At 33.9% G+C, this 19,547-nt stretch carries 16 protein-coding genes; 4 read left to right on the top strand and 12 right to left on the bottom strand.

Translation table 11 applies throughout. The features are described 5' to 3' along the window. Nucleotides 1-34: 34 nt before the first annotated feature. Together grpE and msrB are read right to left on the bottom strand one after the other, a co-directional pair. Nucleotides 35-814 (bottom strand): nucleotide exchange factor GrpE, encoded by a 780-nt coding sequence (gene grpE / locus PMN2A_RS00090; RefSeq protein WP_011293976.1) that lies wholly within the window; start codon nucleotides 812-814, stop codon nucleotides 35-37. Nucleotides 815-908: 94 nt separating this feature from the next. Continuing rightward, on the bottom strand, nucleotides 909-1,376 hold the full coding sequence (gene msrB, locus PMN2A_RS00085) for a peptide-methionine (R)-S-oxide reductase MsrB (RefSeq protein WP_011293975.1): 468 nt from the start codon (nucleotides 1,374-1,376) through the stop codon (nucleotides 909-911). Nucleotides 1,377-1,465: 89 nt separating this feature from the next. Here msrB and dusA point away from each other — a divergent pair, with 89 nt between their 5' ends. Further along, a complete protein-coding gene (gene dusA / locus PMN2A_RS00080; RefSeq protein ID WP_011293974.1) occupies nucleotides 1,466-2,473 on the top strand; it encodes a tRNA dihydrouridine(20/20a) synthase DusA in 1,008 nt (335 codons plus the stop codon). 18 nt (nucleotides 2,474-2,491) lie between these two features. Here the strand turns inward: dusA and PMN2A_RS00075 are convergent, their stop codons facing one another. The 6 genes from PMN2A_RS00075 to PMN2A_RS00050 all read right to left on the bottom strand — a co-directional run bounded on the left by PMN2A_RS00075 (nucleotide 2,492) and on the right by PMN2A_RS00050 (nucleotide 8,928). After that, the gene (locus tag PMN2A_RS00075; protein ID WP_011293973.1) at nucleotides 2,492-3,244 is read right to left on the bottom strand and encodes an RNA recognition motif domain-containing protein; all 753 of its coding nucleotides are present in this window, start codon (nucleotides 3,242-3,244) and stop codon (nucleotides 2,492-2,494) included. A gap of 126 nt (nucleotides 3,245-3,370) precedes the next feature. Further along, complete coding sequence (argH, locus tag PMN2A_RS00070) at nucleotides 3,371-4,762, bottom strand: argininosuccinate lyase (protein WP_011293972.1); 1,392 nt, start codon at nucleotides 4,760-4,762, stop codon at nucleotides 3,371-3,373. A 48-nt stretch (nucleotides 4,763-4,810) separates the two neighbouring features. After that, nucleotides 4,811-6,208 (bottom strand): PP2C family protein-serine/threonine phosphatase, encoded by a 1,398-nt coding sequence (locus PMN2A_RS00065; RefSeq protein WP_011293971.1) that lies wholly within the window; start codon nucleotides 6,206-6,208, stop codon nucleotides 4,811-4,813. 58 nt (nucleotides 6,209-6,266) lie between these two features. Beyond that, nucleotides 6,267-7,562 (bottom strand): signal recognition particle-docking protein FtsY, encoded by a 1,296-nt coding sequence (ftsY, locus tag PMN2A_RS00060; protein ID WP_011293970.1) that lies wholly within the window; start codon nucleotides 7,560-7,562, stop codon nucleotides 6,267-6,269. Continuing rightward, nucleotides 7,559-8,185: a transcription antitermination factor NusB gene (gene nusB / locus PMN2A_RS00055; RefSeq protein WP_011293969.1), complete on the bottom strand. Its 627-nt coding sequence runs from the start codon at nucleotides 8,183-8,185 to the stop codon at nucleotides 7,559-7,561. The genes ftsY and nusB overlap by 4 nt, the downstream gene beginning before the upstream one ends. A 17-nt stretch (nucleotides 8,186-8,202) precedes the next feature. Next, nucleotides 8,203-8,928, bottom strand: a complete 726-nt coding sequence (locus tag PMN2A_RS00050; RefSeq protein WP_041710885.1) for a DUF502 domain-containing protein — start codon at nucleotides 8,926-8,928, stop codon at nucleotides 8,203-8,205. A gap of 189 nt (nucleotides 8,929-9,117) precedes the next feature. On the opposite strand from PMN2A_RS00050, the gene queG reads away from it, so the two are divergent. The 3 genes from queG to PMN2A_RS00035 all read left to right on the top strand — a co-directional run bounded on the left by queG (nucleotide 9,118) and on the right by PMN2A_RS00035 (nucleotide 13,495). Then, nucleotides 9,118-10,056, top strand: coding sequence for a tRNA epoxyqueuosine(34) reductase QueG (gene queG / locus PMN2A_RS00045; protein WP_011293967.1), 939 nt, complete (start codon nucleotides 9,118-9,120; stop codon nucleotides 10,054-10,056). Nucleotides 10,057-10,061: 5 nt separating this feature from the next. Then, nucleotides 10,062-10,928 (top strand): tetratricopeptide repeat protein, encoded by an 867-nt coding sequence (locus tag PMN2A_RS00040; protein WP_011293966.1) that lies wholly within the window; start codon nucleotides 10,062-10,064, stop codon nucleotides 10,926-10,928. An 83-nt stretch (nucleotides 10,929-11,011) separates the two neighbouring features. Further along, nucleotides 11,012-13,495, top strand: a complete 2,484-nt coding sequence (locus PMN2A_RS00035; RefSeq protein ID WP_011293965.1) for a DNA gyrase/topoisomerase IV subunit A — start codon at nucleotides 11,012-11,014, stop codon at nucleotides 13,493-13,495. Here the strand turns inward: PMN2A_RS00035 and purF are convergent. The 4 genes from purF to dnaN all read right to left on the bottom strand — a co-directional run bounded on the left by purF (nucleotide 13,492) and on the right by dnaN (nucleotide 19,359). Further along, nucleotides 13,492-14,949: an amidophosphoribosyltransferase gene (gene purF, locus PMN2A_RS00030; protein WP_011293964.1), complete on the bottom strand. Its 1,458-nt coding sequence runs from the start codon at nucleotides 14,947-14,949 to the stop codon at nucleotides 13,492-13,494. The two genes, PMN2A_RS00035 and purF, sit on opposite strands and share 4 nt — an antisense overlap. A 61-nt stretch (nucleotides 14,950-15,010) precedes the next feature. Next, complete coding sequence (gene purL, locus PMN2A_RS00025) at nucleotides 15,011-17,422, bottom strand: phosphoribosylformylglycinamidine synthase subunit PurL (RefSeq protein ID WP_011293963.1); 2,412 nt, start codon at nucleotides 17,420-17,422, stop codon at nucleotides 15,011-15,013. A 3-nt stretch (nucleotides 17,423-17,425) separates the two neighbouring features. After that, the gene (locus PMN2A_RS00020; RefSeq protein ID WP_011293962.1) at nucleotides 17,426-18,196 is read right to left on the bottom strand and encodes a PRC-barrel domain-containing protein; all 771 of its coding nucleotides are present in this window, start codon (nucleotides 18,194-18,196) and stop codon (nucleotides 17,426-17,428) included. A gap of 2 nt (nucleotides 18,197-18,198) precedes the next feature. Next, nucleotides 18,199-19,359, bottom strand: coding sequence for a DNA polymerase III subunit beta (gene dnaN / locus PMN2A_RS00015; protein WP_011293961.1), 1,161 nt, complete (start codon nucleotides 19,357-19,359; stop codon nucleotides 18,199-18,201). Between the last annotated feature and the right edge of the window lie 188 nt (nucleotides 19,360-19,547).

Raw genomic sequence — 19,547 nt, 5'->3', positions numbered from 1 at the left:
AAACAAATTCAATTCCATTTCGATCATCATGTAGTTAATTCTCATCTTTAGTTGAACCATCTACAGATTCACTTAGTTCTTGATTAGAAGCACTCTGATCAGGAATCTCTTCATTAATGACTTTCGGGCCTGGACCCATAGAAACTTTAACCAAGGCATGTCTTAAAACACGACCGTTAAGGTGATAACCCCGTTGTAATTCTTCAATCACAATATCCTCAGCCTTTTCATCGCTGGGCTCTCTCATAACTGCCTCATGCAAAGACGGATCAAAAGCCTGATCAACCACTCGCATTGGAGCAACGCCAAGATTCTTAAGAACTTCAACTAATTGTTTGTAAAGCCCTTGGTAACTTCGGTGTAATGCTTGAGCTTCTTCACCCTCAGGATTCAACTGCTGCCTTGCTCTTTCAAAATTATCAACAATAGGAAGTATTTCACTAAGGGTTGTGCAAGTAAGTTGAATTTTTAGATCATCTTGATCACGCGTCTGTCGCTTTCGGAAATTATCAAAGTCAGCAGCTATTCTCATATATTGGCTGTTTAAAGTTTCATGCTCTTTTTCTAATTGCTGTAATCTTGCTTCAGTATCTGAACCTTTAATATTTGACTCACAACTAGTTGAAGATTGTTCGTTTGCTGTATCTACTGAATCATTCTTCACTTGAGGCTCTACTTCGGGATTATCAGAAAGCTCAACTTGATTAACTGATTCATTACTATTGGGAGAACTTACAGAATTTTCACTGGGATTATTTTGTGATGAACCATCTTGTGATAATTCATGTTCGGAAGAGGAAACGTCTGAATTCATATAATTCAATCAGCTTTTAGACCATGTTGATTGCAAAGGGTTTTTTGTACAAGCTACGGAAGCCCACACCTATTTGAATAGAAAAGATAATCATTTACGAATCAACTTCGAATGCAAGAGCGACGCCATTATTACAATATCGTTTACCAGTGGGTCTTGGACCATCATTAAAAACATGTCCTTGATGCCCACCACATCGTCGACAATGATATTCAGTTCTAGGGACAATTAATTTGAAGTCTGTTTTTGTCTCTATTGCATCCGGTAAATGATCAAAAAAACTTGGCCAGCCTGTTCCACTGTCAAACTTTGTTGTTGAAGAAAATAAAGCAAGACCGCATCCTGCACAACGAAAAACTCCTTTCCTTTTTTCATCATTTAATGGACTTGAAAACGGTCTCTCTGTTCCTTCCTTTCGTAAGACGTAAAAAGCATCTTTGGGTAAACGATTTTCCCAGTCTGTATCAGTTAGAGTTTTATAGTTTTCCATAGATTTAGAGGAGGCAAAAGCGCTTTTTGGTTTGATAGTAAAACCAAAAAGAGTATTCAAGAGTCCAAACATAAAAAATCTACGCTTCAAAGAAATTTCTCAACTCAGTGAATCTTAATAAAATTTCCTCCCTAAAAGGCGAAAAAATTAATTCATAAAAAATGATTTCCAATTCTTTAAAAACAAATGAAATAGCTAACTACAGATTAAGTATTGCTCCAATGATGGATTGCACAGATAGGCATTTTCGTGTCCTTATGCGCCAGATCACCAAAAAATCGCTTCTATACACTGAAATGATTGTGGCCCAAGCGCTCCATTACAGCAAAAACAGGAATAAATTATTAGATTTTGATGAGATTGAGCATCCTATTTCCATACAACTAGGAGGAGACAACCCGAAACTTTTAGCTGAAGCAGCTCAAATGGCTGAAGATTGGGGATATGACGAAATTAATTTAAATATTGGCTGCCCTAGTCCAAAAGTAAAATCTGGCAACTTTGGAGCTTGTCTAATGGGAAAACCAAATATAGTAGCCAGTTGCATAGAGAAAATGAAAAAAACATGCAATATCCCAATAACTGTCAAACACAGACTTGGTATTGATAATCTCGACAGTGATGATTATCTTCTCAAATTTGTTGATACTTGTTCACTTGCAGGAGCAGACAGATTCATCGTTCATGCAAGAAAAGCTTGGCTTAATGGATTAAATCCAAAAGAAAATCGTTCAATTCCACCTCTTCAATATGAAAGAGTTCAAAACTTAAAAAATAATAGGCCTGAGTTAATTATTGAGCTGAACGGTGGAATAAATACAATTAACGATTCTATTGAAGCTCTCAAAGTATTTGATGGAGCAATGGTAGGAAGAGCTGCATATTCTCATCCATTTCTTTGGACAAAAATTGATTCATTAATTTTTGGACAAAAAGAAAAATATTTATCAAGATCAAAAATAATTAAAAAGCTTATTCCTTTTGCTCAAAAGCATTTAGAAAATGGTGGACGTCTTTGGCAAATTTCAAGACATATTTTAAATCTGATAGAAAATATTCCTAATGCAAAAATATTGAGACAAGAATTAAGTGAAAAATGTCAAACTCAGAAAGCTGATATTTCTATTTTAAAAAAAATTGCCCAACAACTTGAAGATGCTGGGCAATAAAAACAATAAGCGAAATCTTTAAGATTCTGCGCCGCCATAATCTGCAGTAGAGTCGGCTCCCCCTTCAGGCGAAGCACCTCTTCTTCTTCTACTACGACCTTGATCAAAGTCATTTACATCTTGAGAAGCATTGCCATGACTACGATCTTCCCAACCTTTGGCTCCAGAAGGTCTATCTTGAGCTGATTGATCAGCTTGACCGCCGTAGCCGCCTTGACCGCCACCACCGTAGCCGCCTTGACCGCCACCGCCGTAGCCGCCTTGACCGCCACCGCCATAGCCGCCTTGACCGCCACCGCCGTAGCCGCCTTGACCGCCACCGCCATAGCCGCCTTGACCGCCACCGCCATAGCCGCCTTGACCGCCACCGCCGTAGCCGCCTTGACCGCCGCCGCCATAGCCGCCGCCGTAACCGCCTTGGCCGCCGCCGTAACCGCCTTGGCCGCCACCGTAACCGCCTTGACCGCCACCGCCGTAGCCGCCTTGACCGCCGCCGCCATAGCCGCCGCCGCCTCTTCTGGGAGCACTCCCTCTAGGTTCAGCTTTGTTGATTCTTAAAGGACGACCCATGAGCTCAGCACCTTGAAGAGATTCAATTGCTGAAGCTTCAACTGCTTCATCAGCCATCTCAACAAAAGCAAAACCTCTTTTGCGTCCTGTATCTCGTTCTAAAGGTAAAGAACAATTTGACACCTCCCCAAAGGGAGAAAACAATTCCATGACATCTTCCTGCTCAGCGCGGAAGGGCAAGTTGCCGACAAAAATACTCACTTGAAAATTGACTTAAAATAAAATGTAACTAATAGGCTATAAATAGCCAAAATTAATAACTCTAAAATGAGTTATCACCATACACTTTAATACCGAAAGCCCTAAAATTGATCTAAAAAATTTTTTTTAATTAAATAATTTTTCTCGCCAAGAAAGAAGCTGTTCTTGAACTCTCTCAAATCCAGTTCCACCAGCACTCAAACGAGACTCGACCACACTCGAAGGCAAAAGCTTTTCATAAATATCTTTTTCAAAAAATTTATGAAATGTTTTCCATCTTTCTAAAGGAATATCTTTTAATAAAATCCCCTCCTCCAAAGAAGTTTTTACAATTCGCCCAACTAATTGATAAGCCTCTCGGAAAGGTATGTCCTTAGCCACTAAATAATCAGCTACATCAGTGGCATTTGAAAAGTCTGAGGAAACAGCTTGATTAAGTCTTTCTTTTCTAAAAATTAAACCTTCTTCAAACAAAATTGATATGGCAATCAAAGAATTCTTAACTGTTTTAACGCTATCAAAGATAGCTTCTTTGTCTTCTTGAAAATCTTTGTTGTAAGCTAAAGGTAATCCTTTAATCATAGTCAGCATAGCTTGTAAATGTCCAAATACTCTTCCTGACTTGCCTCGAACAAGCTCTGGTACATCAGGATTCTTTTTTTGAGGCATAAGACTACTTCCAGTAGCACATCGGTCGGTTAATTGAATAAATGCAAATTCTTCAGATGCCCACAAAATTACTTCTTCAGATAATCTACTTAAATGAGCCATAATTAACGACGAGGCTCCTAAAAATTCTACAACAAAGTCTCTATCACTTACAGCATCTAAACTATTAGAATAAATACCTTGAAAGTGTAATTCTGAAGAAGTAATCTTTCTACTTATAGAAATCGATGTGCCAGCTAAAGCAGCTGCTCCTAGTGGAGAAATATTCACTCGTTTTCTTACGTCTTTTAATCTATTTCTATCTCTTTGTGCCATCTCAATATATGCCAACAAGTGATGCGCCAGAGACAAAGGTTGGGCTCTTTGTAAATGCGTATAACCAGGAATAAGCGTATACAAATTTTCCTCTGCTAATAAAAAAAGAGATTTCTGAAGACGTACCAAATCCATATCAATTTCATCAATACGCTTTCTTAGCCATAATCTCAGATCTGTTCCAACTTGATCATTACGACTACGACCAGTATGTAGTTTTTTCCCTACTGGGCCTATCAAATCTATTAATTTTTTTTCTACTGCAAAATGCACATCTTCATCTGAAATGACAGGGTGAAATAAACCATCAGAAGCCTCTTTTCGAATCTGTTGAAGACCATTCTCTAATCTGAGCGCCTCTTCCTTGGTAATAATCCCTTGAATTCCAAGCATACGTGCATGGGCAATTGATCCATCCAAATCTTCCTCTAATAAACAAATATCAAACTCGATAGAAGCATTAAATTTTTCTATAAAAGGATTAAGTCCTTTATCAAATCTCTCACTCCAAGTTTTGCTCAATGCTTTTTCCATATGACTAATACAAATAAAGCAAGAGTCTTAGCAATTGTCAGGCGATTACTAAGTTAATTCAGGAACCGTTGATTCTTTGACTTTTAAAACCACCATTGACGCATCATCTTCAAGATGATGATCACTAACACCTACAAAACCATCTAATCTTTCAAAAAGTTTATTTAATATTTGTTTGGCTCCCAAGCCTTCCTTAGCAAATTTATCTAAAAAAGTTATTAAACGATTTTCATCAAAACGTTCACCTGATATCCCGGGTGCCTCAGTAACTCCATCAGTGTAGTAAAGAAGGACATCACCAGGCTGCAGAAATATCTCACCACATCCATATTCAGCTTCAGGTTGAAGACCTATTAACAAACCAGGGGTATCTAATCTATTAATTGATTTTGTCTTGGAGCTCCAAAGCAAAGGAGGATTATGTGCTGCATTAGCAAAACGTAATTTTCTTGATTTAGCGTCATAGTCAGAATAAAACAAAGTTACAAACCTATGTGATTGAGTCAGATCTTCAAGAGCTAATTGATTCAGGTCATGCAAAATGGAATCAGGGGGTAGTCCTGTTAAAACTTCCGCTCTAAGCATTCCTCTTAACATAGTCATCAACAATCCAGCCGGAACACCTTTACCCATAACATCACCAATCACCAAAGCCCAACGCCCACTGGCTTTTGCTGTTTCATTTAAATCTGAGCGAGTGGGCATAAAATCGTAATAATCGCCACCTACTTGAAAAGCGGGCCTACAGCAAGCAGCCAATTCAACTCCTTCAATTACTGGACATTGATCAGGTAATAATTGTGATTGGATTTCAGCACCAATACTTATTTGTCTATCAACTTTTTCATGATTACGAATCACCTGAAAAATTGCATCGTTTTCTATCGCTACTCCAGCAAGATCAGCAACTATTTGAATATGTTTTCGATGGACATTACTACCAAAAACAATCTCTTTTTTATCAAACGCATATAATCGACCTCGCTGCCTTCCTCGAGAAACTATCGATGTAGCAATTACATTAGAAGAATCAAGATGTCTTTGAACTAAACAATCTAACATTTCAATATTTTTTCCCTCCATGCCAAACCCCGTTTTCTTCCCTTTCTCTAAAAGAAATAATTTTCTAAAGAGTTCCTGATCTTCATCAATAGGGACCATTTGTAACTGTTCCCGCCAAAGGCTTCCATTATCTTGAAATGGAATTAACAATGATCCTTTAACGCCAACTAATTGAGTGACAAGCAGTGGAATAAGCTCAAGAAAACGCTGTAAATTAGTAAAACTTCGCAAAGCAAAGCTCAATGAAAGTAATAAATCTTGATTAACAACTTGCTCTTGAGAAAGGCTATGAACCAAATCGCTAAGAGACTTGGAAGCAGCACTTGAGAAGATATTAGTAGGATGTTGATTTTGTTGTTCTGAAATTGGAGAATTTTCTTTCATCATTCTCCAACAATAAAGAAATTAAAACTTAACAACATATACAAAAAATATCTAAAAATCATCTAACAGTTAAAAGTGCCTCAATAAATTCAAAGCTATTAAATGGTCGCAAGTCTCTAATTTTCTCACCAGCTCCGATAAATCTGACAGGAAGTTTTGCTTCTGATGCAACAGCCATAGCAACACCTCCTTTAGAAGATCCATCAAGTTTTGTAAGTATTACACCTGTTAATTCTGCTGAATCAGCAAATGCTAGAGCCTGCCTTAGGCCATTTTGACCTTGACTAGAATCAAGAACTAATAAAGATTCAACGTTTGCCTTAGGAGCAAGTTTATCGATAATTTTTCTAATTTTTTTCAATTCCTCCATTAAATTATTTTTCGTTTGTAATCTTCCTGCAGTATCTACCAATAGTAAGTCTATATTTTTTGATTTGCTTGCACCAATAGCATCAAATACTATCGATGCTGGATCGGCATTCTTAGATTCATTTGCGATAACTTCAACCCCTGTTCTGTCTCCCCATACCTTTACTTGTTGAACAGCTGCAGCTCTAAAAGTGTCTGCAGCGGCAATCATTGCTGAAAAACCACTTCTTTTTGCAACACTTGCCAATTTACCCAGAGTCGTCGTTTTTCCAACTCCATTAACACCTACTAGCATCCAAATATTTAAACAACCTTTTTGTGGAGAAAGCAAATCAGCACCACTATCTTTTATTGGTTTTTCTAAAACATTGACTAATTGTTCTTTTAAAAAACGCAAGCCCTCTGAAGCTTCAACAACTTCCTCATTTAACTTGGTTCTTAGAGATTCTAAAATTTGATCAGTAGCAGAAACTCCCGCATCTGCTCTAAGTAAAAGAGTCTCTAAATCATCAAGAACTTCAGGAGTAAGTGGATCGTCTCCTAATTTTTCTAATAAATCAGTAACAAAGCCTTTACGAGTTTTTTCTAACCCTTGCTTGAGTCTGCTGAGCCAATCAATATCATCTAATGAAAATTGGTCAATTTTTTTACCTTGGGCAGCTAAAACTTCCGCTGACCATGTAAAAGTATCATCAAAATCTCCTAATTCAGGCTGATCTTCTACTTCTGTCTCTTGACTAACTTGCAGACTATTTTCGACTGTAATATTTGATTTAGAATCCTCGTTTGTATTTGTTTTAGTTTTCAATATCTCTTTTTCTTCAATTTCTTTTTGACATAACTCTTTTTCCTCTTTTTGCTTTTGTTTGAGTTGCAAATAAGCTTGTTTTGCCCAATCTAAAGAGTCATCGTTAACAAATGAGGAATTCTCGGTTTGATTCATCTTAGAAAAATTCTTTTCGTCCTGAGAAAAATCGTCTTTCATTTCAAGTTTAGTATCAAAGCAGAATTTTGAAGTTTCCTTAAAACTCCATTAATCATTCTTCGTCCTTGTTCATCGCTATAACGATTAGCCAAATTTACAGCTTCATTACAAGTAACAGCCATAGGAGTATTAAAATCTATTAAATCAACCCATGCCAATCTCAAAATATCGCTATCAATTCTAGGTAACCTTTTTAAACGCCAACCTTCCATAACGCTATCAAGCTTATGATCAATCTCATCTTGCTTTTCAATAACTAAATCAACACGCCTAAGAGCTAACTCACGTATTTCTTTTTGATCAACTAACGCTAGTAATCTTGGTAATTCGATACTTTCAGACAAGCAATTAAGTATATTTTCTGAGTCAATCAAACAAGTTTTCAAATGATTTTGAGATTTTATTAACAATCCCGCATCTACTTGAAATTCACTATCCAATAATTCCTGATTGGCTTTTTCTAATTGCGATGCACATGAATCTAATTGTTCTCGCCAATGTTGAGTTAAAGATTCAATTGCTTTACTAAGTAAACTTTCAATATTTAATTTATTAATATCTTTTTTTTTAATTTGTCCTAAAAGTAAAAGAGCTAACTCTCTGGAAATTGATTTTAATTGCATAACTATGACTAAAAGCTTTACGAAGATGATGCTCTTAACTGAGAAAATAAACTAGAAAAAGATGTATTTGAAGAGTTACTTCTATCATCAGGATTTACAATTCCAGCAGAAATAATGGTTCTAAAAGCGTCTTCAACAGATATATCTAAATCTTTAACAGAGTCTTCTGGAACCAATGTATACCAACCAGTTGTAGGATTTGGTGCAGTAGGTATAAAAACACTCAACAAAGGTTGATTTGGTTCCGTTTGTAGAGATGGGCCAACGATACCAGTCACAAAACCAACGCTGAACAAACCTTCTCTCGGATATTCAACTAATACAACTCTGCGAAATCTAGTTGAATTGTCTCTCAAAAAAGTTTCTAGAAGTTGTTTAAGAGTTTTATAAACTGATCCCGCAAGTGGTATTCGAGATAGAGTTCCTTCGCCAAACTCAAGCAACCATCTTCCTACAAAATTTCTAGCCATGAGACCTATCAACAAAATTCCTAGTAGTGGAACAGTTAAACCCAAAGCGAGATTAATAAGGTCTTGCAGTAAAGGATTAAGAGTAATGAAGGGATTTAATTGTTTTGGTATTGAAGTTAATATTGCCAGAACAAAGCGGCTGACAATTGTAGACAACCAAATAGTGGTAGCCAAGGGAATAACCACCAATAGACCAGCTATTAGGTCATTTTTAAGATCCTGCTGAAGCCTTGAGCTAAGAGTAAGATCTTCTTTGGGAGAGGACTGCACCAAATAAAGAGAGTCCGAAAAATATATATATACTCAATCTAACCAAATTAAGTGCATAAATTGAATAATTTAAGCTATTAATAAAAATAAAACATCAAAAGAAAGCATTTCGATCCCCTAATAAGGTCGGAATTGACTGAAAAACCTTTTAATTAAAGGCACTACATTATTCATGAAAAGCTTGCTCCAATCTTGAGAAATTCTATTGATCTAACAAAAAAAATCAAAGAAAAAGCCTTTGAGGAAGGCTTTGATGCAGTAGGAATTGCAAAAGTTCCAGGATCTTCAAGAATTAAACTTCGGACCGCTTCATTAGAAAGATGGTTGCAAGCAGGCCATCAAGCAACAATGGAATGGATGAAGAGCCCAAGAAGAAAAGATATAGAAAACATGCTCCAAGGGGTAAAAAGTATTCTTGCTGTTGGACTGAATTATTATGTAGATACTGAAAGAGAATCTAAAGACATATCAATTGCCAGATATGGATGGGGAAAGGATTATCACAAAATTATTGAAGAAAAATTAAAAAAAGTTGCTAAATTTTTAGAGACAGAAAGGCCAAATGCTAAATGGAAAATATGTGTTGATACAAGTGCGTTTTTGGATAAGGCATGGGCAGAAGAAGCTGGTATTGGATGGATTGGAAAACACAGTAACGTAATTAACTCTGAAATTGGTTCATGGATGTTTTTAGGTCATCTTTTATCTACTGAAGTTTTAGAAGCAGATAAACCTTCCAAACCAATATGTGGTGAATGTGAAAAATGTATTGAAGCATGCCCAACTAAAGCAATAGAAGAACCATTTATTGTAAACTCATACAAGTGTTTGGCATATCACACCCTAGAAAATAGAGATCAAGAATTACCAGAAAATATTATTAATAAAATGGGAAATTGGATTGCTGGTTGTGATATTTGCCAAGATGTATGTCCATGGAACCAAAAACATATTCCAAGCACAACTGAACCAGATCTTCAGCCATCTGAATGGATATTACATACAACTAAACAAGATCTATTGTCATGGGATGATGCAAAATGGAAAGAAAGTTTAAAAAATTCAGCACTAAAACGAATTAAGCCATGGATGTGGCGTAGGAATATAGATTCAATATCAAAGAAAACATAAAAATAATGAAGCAAACTTCAAAAATTTTTAAATATTTCCTTGGTCTAAGTCTAATTAAAACTTTTTTTGTACCTAATTCATCGATTGCATTTTTTCCAAGAATTAATGAACCAAATCAACAAGAATTTGAATCTACTTCAAGGCAAATCGGAAAGACAGCTATACAGCTAATTCAATTTGGTCAATATAAAGAAGCAATTAAAATTTTAAAGCTTGCATTAAAACTAAATCCTACAGAGGAAACTCTTTGGACAACCCTTGCAGACGCGCAATTTAAATTAAAAGATAGTAATAATGCATTATTATCATTGGATAAAGTTTTAGCAATAAATCCGAAAAATGCCTCAATATATTTTGCCAAAGGTTCTATATATATGAATTCAAAAAATCTTGAAAATGCAATTTTAATGCTTAATCAAGGATTATTATTAGATAATAAAAATGAAACAGGCTACTTCCAGCTTGGAAATGCATATATTATGCTAAAAGAATACAAAAAAGCCTTACTTACTTATAATAAAGTCACTAAATTAAACCCTAATTTTTGGCAAGTAATTAATAATAAAGGTCTTATTCTTTATGAAATTAACAAAAAAGAAGAAGCTGTTTCAAAATTTAAATTAGCAGCAAAATTAAGTAATAATGCTGAGCCTAGACTTGCATTAGCAATTTCAAACTATTCAATGAAAGGTATCTCTATTGAAACATTAAACATAGCAAAAAATGCTTTAATAGATAATCCAAAATATGCTGATATTGAGTATCAATCTGAACAATTGTGGGGAAGAAAATTACAACACTCGGCAAAACTTTTTTTTAAAACGAAAGAAATGAAAAAAGTAGTTAGAGAAGCTAGAGAAAAAACTGAATGACTTAATGTTTAACAAAAAACTGGTTTTTAACAAATTAGTTAGTAACCTAAACAAAGAAATTTAGGCCTCTTTCATAATCCAAGATGGCCAAGGAACGCCTGAAACCCATATCGTTGCATCAGGAAATGCAGCGTTCTTATCTCGAGTACGCAATGAGCGTAATCGTTGGGAGAGCATTGCCAGACGCGAGAGATGGATTGAAGCCAGTGCAAAGAAGAATTCTTTTTGCAATGCATGAATTAGGACTTACGCCCGAAAGGCCTTACAGAAAATGTGCTCGTGTTGTAGGAGATGTTCTTGGCAAATATCATCCACATGGAGATCAAGCTGTCTACGACGCACTTGTAAGACAAGTTCAAGTGTTTAATTCAAGATACCCAATTCTTGATGGTCACGGAAACTTTGGATCTATTGATGATGATCCTCCTGCTGCAATGAGATATACAGAAACTAGGCTAGCCCCAATATCTAACGATGCAATTTTAAGTGAAATAGATCAAGAAACTGTTGATTTTTCACCAAATTTTGATGGATCACAACAAGAACCAGATGTTTTACCAGCTCAATTACCTTTCCTCATCTTAAATGGAAGTACAGGAATTGCCGTTGGAATGGCTACAAGTATTCCTCCACACAATTTGAACGAAGTGGTAGAGGCTTTAATTGCAATAATAAAAAAACCTTCACTAAACGAAGAAAAATTATTAGAAATAATACCTGGACCAGACTTTCCAACGGGAGGAGAGATATTAGTTAGTAACGGAATAAAAGAAACTTACACAAAAGGGAGAGGAAGCATAACCATGAGAGGTATAGCTCGCATTGAAGAAATTAATCCTGGAAAAGGTAAACACAAAAGAAGTGGGATTATTATTTCAGAACTACCATATCAATTAAACAAAGCTAGCTGGATTGAAAAATTAGCTGACCTTGTAAATAATGGAAAAATTTCGGGGATAGCTGATATTAGAGATGAAAGCGATCGAGATGGAATGCGAATTCTTGTTGAAGTTAAAAGAGATTCTGATCCAAAAAAAATTCTAGATTTTTTATATCAAAAAACTTCTCTACAAAGCAATTTTGGTGCCATTTTACTTGCATTAGTTAATGGCCAACCAGTACAACTTACGTTAAAAAAATTATTAAATAATTTTTTAGAGTTTAGAGAAAATACTATTTTACTAAGAAGTAATTATTTACTAAAAAATATTAAAAATAGAGAAGAGATAGTTGACGCTCTAATCCAAGCAACAAATAATGTTAAAAAAGTAATTGATTTAATTGAAAAATCTAAAGATACACCTGAAGCTAAAAGTAATTTAATTATTAGCTTAAAGATTAATGAAAGGCAAGCAGATGGGATTCTGGGTATGCCTTTAAAGAAAATCACAGGTCTTGAAAAAGATTCTCTAAAGAATGAGCTAAAGGATTTAAAAACTAAAAGAGCAGAACTCGAATTAATAATTAACGACAAAGAAAATTTAATGAAAGTTATGGTTAAAGAACTAAAAGATCTTAAAAAAAGATTTGGTAGTAAAAGAAGAACAAAATTAATAGAAGGTGGAGATGCTCTTATTGCTGAAAAAATGGCAAATCAAAGACCAAATAAAGAACTTCAGAGAATAAATGCATTAAAAGAATTATCAAAAGATTCTGAAATAATTATTCAATCAAATAATGAAATAAAGATAATTCCTTCACTAACAATAAAAAAATTAAAACTGAAAGAAATTAATCAAGAAAGAAAAGATATTCTACCTGCAAAGCTAATATGGCCAATTAAAAATGAACCAAAGATATTAGCCGTCAGTCAAGAAGGTAAGATAGGTCTTCTTAAGTGGGAATTTGCAGGACAAAAACCTGGCCCTTTAAAACAATTTTTACCAGCAGGATTAGAAAATGATAAAATAATTAATCTTATTCCACTAACAGAAATAAGAGATATAAGTATAGGATTAATAAGTACTGATGGAAAGTTTAAAAGAATTTCAATTAATGAGATTAGCGATATTTCTAATAGATCAACAACGATTTTAAAATTAAAAGACAGTGTAAAGCTTAAATCTTGCATTCTTTGTAAAGAGAATAGCTATTTGTATATAGTGAGTGATATTGGCAGAATTATTAAAATTAAAATAACAGAAAATGATTTCCCTTTTATGGGGAAATTAGCTCAAGGAACAAATATAATAAAATTATTCCCTAATGAAAATATAGTTGAAGCTTTAAGTTTTCAAGAAAAGAAAAATAAAGATTTAATTTTAATTACTAACAAAGGTTTTTTTGTAAAACATTCTACAAAAGAAATAACTATATCCAAAAAAGGAGCATTAGGAACAATGGGAATACATTTTAAAGATAATAAAACAATTAAAGAAAGAGTAATTGATTGTTTTATAAATAATAAACATGTTTATGTTAAAACTGATAAGGATAGATATCAAAGATTAAAAACCGATCAAATTGATAATAGTTCATATAGAAAAGAGAACAAATTAAATATAGACTTAAAAAATGATGAGTTTTTAAAATCTACTTTTTCAATGAAAGTACCAGATAAAAATTAAGACAAAGATGTTTCTTCAACCCAAGTTAAATATTCATCAGTGACTGTTCCTGTAATATATTTCCCTGTAAAGCATGATAAATCTAATTCCTTAATTTTAGAATTTTGCGTAATAGCCTGAGTAAGATCATTTACCTCTTGATAAATCATTTTATCAATAAATAAATTATTTTCTATTTGATTTATATCTCTATTATACGCAATCAATTCATTTCTACTTGGCATATTAATTCCATAAACATGTGGATATCTTATTGGTGGAGCAGCAGATGTAAAAGTAACTTTATTAGCCCCTGCACTTCTTGCCATTTGAACTATTTGCTGAGATGTCGTTCCTCTAACCACTGAATCATCAACTATCAATACATTTTTATTTTTAAATTCAGTACTCATTGCGTTTAATTTCTGACGCACTGAACGTTTTCTTAGAGATTGACCAGGCATTATAAATGTTCTACCAACATAACGATTTTTGAAAAAACCCTCCCTATATTCAATACCTAACTGTCTTGCTACCTGCATTGCAGCAGGTCTAGAAGAATCAGGAATTGGCATTACGACATCTATATCACCAAGAGATATTTGTTTTTTTATAGTTTCTGCTAATAAATCCCCCATTCTTAACCTTGACTCATAAACAGAAATACCATTCATTATTGAGTCAGGTCTTGCTAAATAAACATATTCAAATGAACAGGGGAATAATTGAGGATTATCTGAGCATTGTTTAGAAAAAAACTCACCATTTGAAGTTATAAATATCGCCTCACCTGGTTCAACATCTCTAACAATTACATAATCATTATTTTCAATAACTAGCGATTCACTAGCGATTACCCACTCAGGTTTGTTATTTTCTTTTACCCTTTTACCAATAACCAAAGGGCGAATTCCAAAAGGATCTCTAAACGCTAAAAGACCATGACCTGCTATTAAAGCGATTGAAGCATAGGATCCTTCTACTCTAGAGTGAAGTCTTTTAACAGCATTAAAAAGATCATCTGGATCTACATCTTTTCCTTTTACTTCACTATTTAATTCTGTTGCCAAAACATTTAATAACATTTCAGTATCGCTTGATGTATTTGTATGTCTTTTATCAACTTTAAAAAGTTCTTTTTCTAGCTCTCTTGTATTTGTTAAGTTTCCATTATGAACAAGAATAATTCCGTAAGGAGCATTGACATAGAAAGGTTGTGCTTCTTCTTCTCTATGAGCAGCACCTTTAGTTGCATAACGTACATGTCCTAATCCTGATCTTCCGATCAAAGCTCTCATGTCTCTAGTTCTATAAGCTTCTCGAACTTGACCTTTAGATTTATTAATATGAAAAACACTGCCATCCATTGTTGCTATACCAGTGGAATCTTGACCTCTATGCTGAAGCAATAGCAAACTATCGTAAATTTGTTGATTACATTGATCAGTTGAAACAACACCTACTATTCCACACATAATTATATTCCTAGGTTAAGTAAAATAAATGTAGTTTTAAAATTATAAATCATAAATGATTTTATTTAGTTATTTTTTTATGGATGGCATCTTTATATGTATCTTTCAAGTCTAGAATATTAACATCTATAATTGTATTATTAGATTGAGACACTAATAGTTTTTTTTGATTATTTACATTACCTAAATGAGATATTGAAAAAAGAATAGATCCTTGTAAGGAAATATTTTTATAATATTTCTTTAATTCTACGCTTTGATCAGTTGAACAGCTCACTAAAACTCTTGCACCTCCTTCAGCAAATAAGAGTCTATCTAACCTTGATTGGCTAGGAGGGAGAATAATATTTGCTCCATAGCCAGAAGAGATACAACAGTCAGCTATGGCAACTGTCAGACCACCATCACCTAAATCATGAGCAGAGTTAACAATACCTTGTTTTATTACTTCTCTTAAAAATGCATGAACTTGTTTTTCTAAATTTAAGTCTATTTCTGGAGGTCTACCTGTTTTCAATCCATGAATATACTCTAAAAAAGAAGAAGCAGATAGTGAAATTCTTTCATCTTGATTTATATTATTTTCCAAAGGTAATCCAATCATCCATATTTGATCTTCAGCTTTAACCCAAGATTTTTTACAAATTTTATTAATATCCTCTATTAATCCAACCATACCAATTACTGGCGTTGGATGTATAGGTATAACGGTATTATTTGGCAATTTAGTATCATTATATAATGACACATTTCCTCCTGTAACTGGAGTATTCAATGCTAAACAAGCTTTAGTTATACCTTCACATGACATTGATAATTGCCAAAAACCAACTGCTTTGTCTGGAGAAGAAAAATTTAAATTATTTGTAATTGCTATAGGTTCAGCTCCCACAGCACTTAAATTCCTAGCGGCTTCTGCAACAGCAGACATACTTCCTCTTTGAGGATCTAAATAAACCCATCTATCATTACAATCTACGACTGAAGCTATTCCTCTATCTTTCTTTGGCTTAGTTGAAAAGTCATTTTGAGATCGAATCCTAATAACAGCAGCATCAGCTTCTCCAGGAGAAACAACTGTATTAGATTGTACTTGAAAATCATATTGTTTATAAATCCAATTTTTTGAAGCTATTGAAGGTATACTTAATAACTCTAATAGAACATTATTCCAACTAATAAATAAATTATTTTTTATATTAATAATTCCATCATCTAAAGTTTTAGGTAATAAATCTTCAGTCCATTTCCAATGTTCTTGCAAATATTCAGGTGTTGAATTTATTAATAAATGTTCTTCAATAGGCGTATCATCAGCAAGCGCAGATGCGGGCAGATTTGCTACAACTTCACCTTTATGAATCACTCTAACAACTTTTTCTTTTAAAACTTTTCCAACAACTTCAACATATAATCCCCATCTTATAAATAATTCTCTCAATTCTTCTTCTGAACCAGGTTTCACAACAAAAAGCATTCGTTCTTGCGATTCAGATAACAAAAACTCATATGCAGTCATGCCCTTTTCCCTAGCTGGAACAAGGTCAAGATTCAATTCAATTCCTACCTCACCTTTTGACGCCATTTCAGAACAACTACAAGTCAACCCCGCCGCTCCCATATCCTGTGCAGCAATTACATATCCTGTTTTAAAAGCCTCTAAACAAGCTTCTATTAATCCTTTTTCAAGAAAAGGATCACCAACTTGAACGGCTGGTCGATCATCTATTGACGTTTTAGAAAGTTCAGAACTAGCAAAGCTTGCTCCTCCCATACCATCTCTACCAGTTGTATTTCCTACGTAAAGAACTGGAAAACCTATTCCACTAGCACCTGAACAAACTATTTCTTCTGTTTCCATCAAACCCAACGCCATTGCATTAACTAAAGGGTTACCTGAATAACTACTATCAAATCCCACTTCTCCTCCAATAGTAGGAACTCCTACACAATTTCCATAGTGAGAAATACCTGCAACTACACCTTCTAATAAACTAATATTTTTTTCATCATCTAATGGACCAAACCTTAAAGCATTCAATAAGGCTATTGGCCTAGCTCCCATAGTAAAAATATCTCTAAGAATTCCACCTACACCAGTTGCTGCTCCTTGAAAAGGCTCGACAGCTGATGGATGGTTATGACTTTCAATTTTAAACACTAATCTTTGACCAAAACCAATATCAACTACGCCTGCATTTTCTCCAGGACCTACAAGGATTCGACTACCTGTTGTAGGAAAGTTTTTAAGTAAAGGACGAGAGTTTCGATAGCAACAATGTTCAGACCACATAACACCAAACATTCCTAATTCATTTCTGTTTGGAGCCCGATTAAGTCTTCTACAAATTTCTGCATAATCAGATTGTTTTAACCCTTCTTGCTCAAGAGCGGACGTAACATCATATTCAACAAGAAATTTTGATGAATTAATGAACTGGTTAAAATCTTTATTTTCAAAAGATACTGTCATTTATTAAATCCAAGGATCAAGATCTCTTTCATTAGTAGAATTTGTATTTTTCTTAGATTTATTCATTCTATTAAATTCCTCAGAACTATCTATATCTAAATTGTCTATCCAGTCATCATATGAAGGATCGTCATTCAGCATTTCATAAGAATCATTATCACTTTCACTAATTTGATCATCGATCCACCCCTCAAGCTTATCGGAAGCATTGTAAGTTAAATCTTGAAATTGAGCTTTCCATTTTCTACTCTTACTAAGAAATTCTTCTTTTAAACTAGCTTTCTGTATTGGTAGATCTTCAAATGTTTCAATATCGCAAGAGATAGAACCTGGCTGTTTATCAATAATTTGATCAATGGATAAAAGCCACCTACTAGTTCCTGGAATTAATGGATTAGATCTACTAACTAAATAATATTGTATATTTCCTTTTTTTGGCTCAAAAAGAAAATCAGCTATTAAACCTATTTTTTGACCACTTTTATTAAAAACATTTGCATTCATTAAGGTAGGGAAACGATCTAAAGTTTGTTCATCAGAAACTGAACAAACACCTTTTACGTAAACTTCTTGTTGATTTATTCCTTTTAGTTGATCTAACCTCCATACCTCTCTTTCAAGTCTCAAGTTAGAGGGACGAGATATAAATCCTAATATTCTATGGACAGGTGGATGCATCCATGGAGTAATAACTGGACCGTGATCAATTCCATTTTCACAACGAACATTATGTTTTAATAAATCACTAAGTAATAATTTTTTAGGGACAGTCAAAATTAATTTCGTATTTGTATAGGCATTACTAGATAAGTGAAATTAACGTCACTATTAATAGGTGAGAAAATTGCAGGTGTAGTAGGAGAATTACAACTTAATTTAATCAGGTTTGAATCTATGACTTTGAGCCCATCTAATAAATATCTAACATTAAATGCTATTTGAAAAGAATCCCCTTTATAAGAAACAGGTAGTGACTCATAACCTGTTCCAATATCTTGGGCATCTGTACTTATTTTGATTAAATTAGCAGAGCCGTCAGTCGTTACCTTTATAACATTATTATGCTGATCTGCTAAAACAGCAATTCTTTCTAATGAAGATATAAATTCTTTCCGATCAAATTCTAATTCGTTTTCAAAAGTATCAGGTAATAATTGCGAATAATTTGGATAAGAACCTTCTAAAGCTCTTATAGTTATAATATCTTCAACAGATATAAAAACTACTTGTCCTTTATCAATAAAAAAATTAATTGGATGACTAATATCACAAGTGCTTAAAAATTTTTCTACTTCTCTTAAAGATTTGGAAGGTAATGTAATAGAAAATTTTTCGAATTTAATAGAACTATCTATCTCTTTTGAATCGGATAAAATATTATTTAAATTAAGGACAGCTAATCTATGTCCATCGGTAGCTGCAGATTCAATACCATATCCGTCAAAGGTAAGATTAACACCAGTAAGTAATTGCTTAGCATCATCTGTACTACTTGCAAATAAAGTTGATTTAATTGCATTAGATAATAATAATGGATTCAATTTAAATGAAGTACCATTTTCTACTAAAGGTAACTCAGGAAAATCATCAGACAGCATACCTCTTACTTGATACGTTCCACTTTTACTAGTTAACTCGACTTGTTGACTAGTTTCATCTGACGTCAGAACTAAAGGTGAGTCGTTAGATAATTTCGAAACAATTTCACCAAACAACTTAGCAGGCAAAGTTATAGCACCACTGCTGTCTATAGAAGCAGATATTGAAGTTTGTATTCCTAAACTTAAATCAAAACCAGTCAGACGAAGTTTTCCAGTGACCTCATCAGCAGCGAGCAAAACATTAGCCAATACAGGGTGAGTCGGTCGATTAGAAACAGCTCTACTAACCAATTGAAGAGCATTATTTAATTCAGACTGAGAACAACTTAATTTCATCCTGTTATTTCAAATAAAAATCCTTTGATATAAGAATTTCATAGCTATTTCCAAAAAGCAATACCGTTAAAAAAAACAAAACTTTTTACTTCTATTCAACTTCTTTATTTCTTATATCAAATTGAATTAGTAGTAGTAGTACCTGTGGTTTCTGTGGGTAATCCAAAAAACATAGTATCCATCTATTA

This window comes from Prochlorococcus marinus str. NATL2A (genome assembly GCF_000012465.1).
GTDB lineage: Bacteria > Cyanobacteriota > Cyanobacteriia > PCC-6307 > Cyanobiaceae > Prochlorococcus_B > Prochlorococcus_B marinus_B.
Note: the sequence above shows the minus strand (reverse complement) of the source record. Positions and strands in the feature narration are given on the sequence as shown.

Excerpts from the sequence above, each read along its gene's own strand:
- grpE (WP_011293976.1), bottom strand. The coding sequence starts at position 814 with ATGAATTCAGACGTTTCCTCTTCCGAACATGAATTATCACAAGATGGT.
- msrB (WP_011293975.1), bottom strand. The coding sequence starts at position 1,376 with ATGTTTGGACTCTTGAATACTCTTTTTGGTTTTACTATCAAACCAAAA.
- dusA (WP_011293974.1), top strand. The coding sequence starts at position 1,466 with ATGATTTCCAATTCTTTAAAAACAAATGAAATAGCTAACTACAGATTA.
- argH (WP_011293972.1), bottom strand. The coding sequence starts at position 4,762 with ATGGAAAAAGCATTGAGCAAAACTTGGAGTGAGAGATTTGATAAAGGA.
- PMN2A_RS00065 (WP_011293971.1), bottom strand. The coding sequence starts at position 6,208 with ATGAAAGAAAATTCTCCAATTTCAGAACAACAAAATCAACATCCTACT.
- ftsY (WP_011293970.1), bottom strand. The coding sequence starts at position 7,562 with ATGAAAGACGATTTTTCTCAGGACGAAAAGAATTTTTCTAAGATGAAT.
- nusB (WP_011293969.1), bottom strand. The coding sequence starts at position 8,185 with ATGCAATTAAAATCAATTTCCAGAGAGTTAGCTCTTTTACTTTTAGGA.
- PMN2A_RS00040 (WP_011293966.1), top strand. The coding sequence starts at position 10,062 with ATGAAGCAAACTTCAAAAATTTTTAAATATTTCCTTGGTCTAAGTCTA.
- PMN2A_RS00035 (WP_011293965.1), top strand. The coding sequence starts at position 11,012 with ATGGCCAAGGAACGCCTGAAACCCATATCGTTGCATCAGGAAATGCAG.
- purF (WP_011293964.1), bottom strand. The coding sequence starts at position 14,949 with ATGTGTGGAATAGTAGGTGTTGTTTCAACTGATCAATGTAATCAACAA.
- purL (WP_011293963.1), bottom strand. The coding sequence starts at position 17,422 with ATGACAGTATCTTTTGAAAATAAAGATTTTAACCAGTTCATTAATTCA.
- dnaN (WP_011293961.1), bottom strand. The coding sequence starts at position 19,359 with ATGAAATTAAGTTGTTCTCAGTCTGAATTAAATAATGCTCTTCAATTG.